This window comes from Phytobacter sp. V69 (genome assembly GCF_965644215.1).
GTDB lineage: Bacteria > Pseudomonadota > Gammaproteobacteria > Enterobacterales > Enterobacteriaceae > Phytobacter.
Window position 1 is genome coordinate 1 of record NZ_CBFFRL010000314.1, and the last position, 3,653, is coordinate 3,653.

The 3,653-nt window shown below is 50.3% G+C and carries 5 protein-coding genes; 1 reads left to right on the forward strand and 4 read right to left on the reverse strand.

What is annotated here, in order from left to right:
• Positions 1-49: 49 nt before the first annotated feature.
• Positions 50-721 carry a DNA methyltransferase family protein gene (locus ACSZPU_RS24300; RefSeq protein WP_499004132.1) on the forward strand — a complete coding sequence of 224 codons (672 nt, stop codon included), beginning with the start codon at positions 50-52 and terminating at the stop codon, positions 719-721.
• An 83-nt stretch (positions 722-804) separates the two neighbouring features.
• Here ACSZPU_RS24300 and ACSZPU_RS24305 read toward each other — a convergent pair whose 3' ends face one another.
• Genes ACSZPU_RS24305 through ACSZPU_RS24320 form a run of 4 tightly spaced genes read right to left on the reverse strand, consistent with a single transcriptional unit; the run spans position 805 to position 3,562 of the window.
• Positions 805-1,083, reverse strand: coding sequence for a hypothetical protein (locus ACSZPU_RS24305; protein WP_152043835.1), 279 nt, complete (start codon positions 1,081-1,083; stop codon positions 805-807).
• Positions 1,080-1,727, reverse strand: coding sequence for a hypothetical protein (locus ACSZPU_RS24310; protein WP_499004134.1), 648 nt, complete (start codon positions 1,725-1,727; stop codon positions 1,080-1,082). Before ACSZPU_RS24310 ends, ACSZPU_RS24305 begins: the two co-directional genes overlap by 4 nt.
• A gap of 35 nt (positions 1,728-1,762) precedes the next feature.
• A complete protein-coding gene (locus ACSZPU_RS24315) occupies positions 1,763-2,308 on the reverse strand; it encodes a hypothetical protein (RefSeq protein WP_499004136.1) in 546 nt (181 codons plus the stop codon).
• A gap of 57 nt (positions 2,309-2,365) precedes the next feature.
• Positions 2,366-3,562 (reverse strand): conjugal transfer protein TraF, encoded by a 1,197-nt coding sequence (locus ACSZPU_RS24320; protein WP_231912862.1) that lies wholly within the window; start codon positions 3,560-3,562, stop codon positions 2,366-2,368.
• Positions 3,563-3,653 lie beyond the last annotated feature (91 nt).

The following is a 3,653-nucleotide window of genomic DNA, read 5'->3' on the forward strand; positions in this document are numbered from 1 at the left end:
CCTTTCAGAGAGAGCAGCTTAACCCCAGGGTCAAAATTCAGCTGCTGGGGTGGGTCACTATTCCATTGCTGCTAACATTTTCAACCAGACTGCTCGTTATCACCATCGACATCAGGTTTTTGAAGACTTCATCAGTTGCAGCGTTATTGCTCTTCAGAATGCCCTCAGTTTCTGCGAAAAGCGGGAGCAGAAATATCTGCGCATAGTTGCACGTTATGAAAAGAAGGATGTAGTCCGTATGGCAGAATTGCTGGCCCATGTAGTCAATGGGCTGGATGATTCACCGGGGGATTTTCTTGGACAGGTTTTCATGCAGCTTGAACTGGGTGATAAATATCGTGGTCAGTTTTTTACCCCATGGGATGTGGGCATCATGATGGCGCGCATGCAGCTCGGCAACGTTGCTGATAATTTTGCGGACAAGCCTTTTATTACCCTGGCGGAGCCAGCCTGTGGCGCGGGATGTATGGCGCTCGCATTTGCCACTGTGCTGCGCGATGCCGGTTATTCACCACACCGGTATTTGTGGGTTTCAGCTACTGATATCGATCCGCTGGCTGCGGGGATGGCTTATATTCAGTTAACGCTGTGTGGAGTGCCAGGTGAAGTGGTTATTGGCAACTCTCTTTGCGATGAACGCCGTCGTGTGTTGCATACGTTTGCGCATTACCAGGGCAACTGGCCCGGTCGTTTACGTCATGTCCTGAATCAGGCCGCCTGAATAATAAAAAGCTCCCTCCCGGGGGCTTTTTTATTGGGTATAGAGATTGAATGGTTGATGAGGCAGCATCTTGCTACTGGCCGCTATAGTAGTCTTATCTGAGTTGGCATTTCTCCGCGAACGAATTTAATGGTTAGCGGAGCATCAGTTCTGACCTGCAAAAGTGCTTTTACTTCCTCTTCAATTTCAGGCCAGTACAGGCCTGTTTTCTTATATGCAGGGAAAAAGAAAAACCTGATAACGGCAACGATCCTGTTCATCCAGTTTGCCTTCACGGACTTGTGGATGTATTCAAACTCATCCAGTGTCATAGCGCCAATTTCCTTCCCGTTGGCTTCGACTACCCAGTACACATCTTTCATTCCGTCACCTCATCGTTCAGGCTTTTCAGTTTATCTACATCGTCTATTAAGGTGTTTGCCTGGAGATGACGAAGTGCGAATTCCAGTGAGGGAAACTCCATCGTTTCCTGACGTGACATAAAGCGATCTGTGGCGATGCCATATGTACCTGTTTCGATATTAAAAACGAAGCTGTGGCAGCAGTCCACCGCGGGGTAGTTATAAATCATTAATGATTTTTCTTTTCGCTCATCAGCAATAAGATACGGCAGAACAAACTCCACCATCTGGATTGTTTGCTCCAGTTCTTCTTCAGACTTTGTTGTGAAACCAACCCCGTAAACTGACTGTCCGGTATAAATATTGCCGAAGGCAGTCAGACGCAGACCTGCGATCGTACCGACCCATTTATCACGGTATGCTCGCATGGTAGTTGAGGCATCCTCACTCATATTAAATATTCCATGCCAATTGGGAGCATCTCCCCAGCTCGCTATGACGAGTTCATCTCTCTGATTTTCCAGGTCTGCAAGGTGGTCTTCGGCTATTTCCAGATTTCGTTCTGCACGTCTGACTGAGCGCTCTCGCTTTGCAATAACCTCTGAGGCATCGCTAATTAGCTTTTCAATGGCTTTGATATTTTCACCAGTTGGTAAACTGGACATATCAGTCTCCTGCGGCCGTGGAGAAGGTGACTTGCTCATTGCCCGACCTCCCGACTAACCTTCGTACCGCGTGCGACTTCCGGAATTTGTTTCCACAGGCGCGCGGTCCATTCAGGTTTAAGATGCTCCGGATTGGAGGAACGATAAATTGCGGTCACGTTGCTGCGTTTAGCACCGCCTGTGACTTCTATTGTCAGACGATCATTAGCTGCCCAGTTCCGGCTCATGCGATAATAAGACCCAGGTTGGGCTGACCAACTGGCACCTTCTGAAATTGCCGATGCTGACCAGCCAGCATTTCCCTGACCATTGTTTCTTGCGGCTGAAACGTCTTCATCAGAAGGAAAACCATAATGCTGCTTCAGGCGTAGTGCAGCAGTATCTACGCCGACTGGCAGGCTGAATGCCTGGGCAATCTCATTACGTTCAGCCTGTTTTTCAGAAGGATGCTGTTCACCAGGTGATATCATCGTGCTGACATCTGACAGTTGCCGCTGAAACTGATTGAGCTGGTTCTGGCTACACCCAGCAAGAGCCATAAGTACAAAAGAGATACCTGAGCAAAGAATGAGTTTTTTCATAGTGTTCTCCTGAGGACTTCCAGGGCTGTCAGTAAACAGCCCCTTCATTTTGCTGGATCAGAAAGTGAATTGAAGTTGTGCAACCGCCCCGTAGGTACGATCAGTGCCTGCGATGCCCGTGATATCCAGGTGAACCACATCAAACGGAGAGAACCCCAGGCCGGCAGTGAAAGCATTGCCTTCTCCGGAAGCCATGTTCTGGCGGTAACCCGCGCGCACCTGCATCCAGTTCCAGGCATTAATCTCGGCACCCAGACTTGCAAACTGACGCTTATTATCACTGGTGAAACCACTCGCCTCAGTCAGGTCGACATCGAGCGCGGTTGTGATGAAGCTGTTGTGCCATGAGGCGCCGGCAGTGGCCTGCGGTTTAATCTTGAACGTTCCCTTTTCACCATTTACTTCTTTGGTATCGATTGAGCGGGGGATGATATTTTGTACGGCCAGACCGAGAGTCCAGTTATCGTTCAGGTTTGTGGACAGACCGACGTCGGCGTTAAAACCGGTTTTGGTATTGCGGTACTCGCTGGAGTCAATGTCGTTTTTGTCAAAATTACTGACGGAAACGTTGTAGTTAAACAGGTCAACGCGCTGGTATTTTGGTGTGATACCAAAGGACCAGGCATGTCCTGCAGTTTCGAACTCATGCGCCATGGCCACGCCGACATCGGTGATCACAGCCGCACGACCGTAGGCTCTTGACGTAAGTGAGTCAGTATCCACTGCAGAAGGGGGGATTGTGCCATCGGCGACCTTGTCGAGGTATTCCAGGTCGTGATCGCTGACCTTACCATCAACAGAGACAGTACCCCATGATTTCACCACAACGGCGAACGGTAGTGTCTGGTTCGGCACAGTTGCAATAACTGAAGCCCCGACCTGGCCGTTCGCATGTGTGTTTTTCAAATCCTGAAGCTTACTCTTGAGTGCCGCGGCGCTTTCGCTGACACCGGACTGATTAGCGACGGCGCTGTCGAAACGATCCCAGAGGTCCTTAACATCATCCGCTTTATCCACGGTTTTATCCGGGTCAGAGACCTGGGCGCCCACCGATGGCAGCACCAGGCTGAAATCATCGGTTGGTCCGGACGTAGTTAACAGAGCAGGGTTAGACAGAGCAGCTGTACCGTAGTGCGCGGATGCCACGCCGGTGCCACCCATAGCATCACCGCGTGCCTCCATCCAGTTCGTCGCAGCATTAACCGACGGCGCTGCGGAAACCAGAAGAGCAAGAGAAACGCAGCGGGTAATCATTGAAATTGAAGCTTTCGGCGGATTCAACTCCGAAGTGCAACGCTAAGCCGCCAATCTTAGCTCTGCAAACACCACAGACGGTTGCCTGAAT

Excerpts from the sequence above, each read along its gene's own strand:
- ACSZPU_RS24305 (WP_152043835.1), bottom strand. The coding sequence starts at position 1,083 with ATGAAAGATGTGTACTGGGTAGTCGAAGCCAACGGGAAGGAAATTGGC.
- ACSZPU_RS24310 (WP_499004134.1), bottom strand. The coding sequence starts at position 1,727 with ATGTCCAGTTTACCAACTGGTGAAAATATCAAAGCCATTGAAAAGCTA.
- ACSZPU_RS24315 (WP_499004136.1), bottom strand. The coding sequence starts at position 2,308 with ATGAAAAAACTCATTCTTTGCTCAGGTATCTCTTTTGTACTTATGGCT.
- ACSZPU_RS24320 (WP_231912862.1), bottom strand. The coding sequence starts at position 3,562 with ATGATTACCCGCTGCGTTTCTCTTGCTCTTCTGGTTTCCGCAGCGCCG.